The sequence below is a fragment of the Oleiphilus sp. HI0128 genome, from assembly GCF_001635365.1.
The window spans coordinates 1-897 of the sequence record NZ_LWGG01000373.1 but is presented as its reverse complement, the minus strand read 5'-3'; the positions used below and the strand labels follow the sequence as shown (position 1 = coordinate 897).

Here is an 897-nt window from a genome sequence, read left to right as displayed (position 1 = left end):
TGGCATGCGCATGAAAGAAGTCGCGACTCGCGCAGGCCCTCAGGTCTAAGCCATCGAATTTGAGCGGGGCGAAGCTGTCGAGCCAGAAGTAGTAGCCCAGACGCTTTCAGAAAAGCCTGATCTTTCAATGATCGCTTTTGTTCACGCTGAAACCTCTACCGGTGTTCGCTCTGATGCAAAAGCCTTATGTGCAATAGCTCAACAACATAACTGTCTTTCAATCGTTGATGCCGTCACCTCTTTAGGCGGTTCTGATGTTCAAGTTGATGACTGGGGCATAGACGCAATTTATTCAGGCACTCAAAAGTGCTTATCTTGTATCCCAGGTCTCTCTCCGGTCAGTTTTAGCACTAAAGCAATTGAAAAGATCAAAGCCAAAAGCTCTAAGAACTACAGCTGGTTCCTCGATCTAAACCTGGTCATGGACTATTGGGGTGAAGGTGCTAAGCGTACTTATCACCATACTGCGCCAGTTAACAGTTTGTATGCACTACACGAATCGCTATTAATTCTTAAAGAAGAAGGTTTGGAAAGCGCTTGGGAACGTCATGAGCTGCACCATAAGGCACTGGTTGCTGGTCTAGAAGCGCTCGGCATTGAAATGCTAGTGCCTAAAGATATTCGCCTATCTCAACTTAATGCAGTGAAGATTCCAGAAGGTATTGATGATGCGACTGTTAGATCAACACTACTTAACCAGTACGACTTGGAACTTGGTGCAGGGCTAGGTAAGTTTGCTGGCAAAGCATGGCGAATCGGCTTAATGGGCAATGGCTGTAATCGTAAAAACGTTGATTACTGCGTTAGCTCTTTAGGCGCGGTGCTTAACGAACTTGGACATAGCTGCGATGTCGACGCTGCAATGTCTGCAGTAGAGAATGCATACCCATAACCCAA

The 897-nt window shown here is 46.4% G+C and carries 1 protein-coding gene; it reads left to right on the top strand.

Annotation, left to right across the window (positions count from 1 at the left end; all coding sequences use genetic code 11):
• The first annotated feature begins 52 nt into the window (after positions 1 to 52).
• Positions 53 to 892 (top strand): alanine--glyoxylate aminotransferase family protein, encoded by an 840-nt coding sequence (locus A3763_RS04630; protein ID WP_255376603.1) that lies wholly within the window; start codon positions 53 to 55, stop codon positions 890 to 892.
• The last annotated feature ends 5 nt before the right edge of the window (positions 893 to 897 follow it).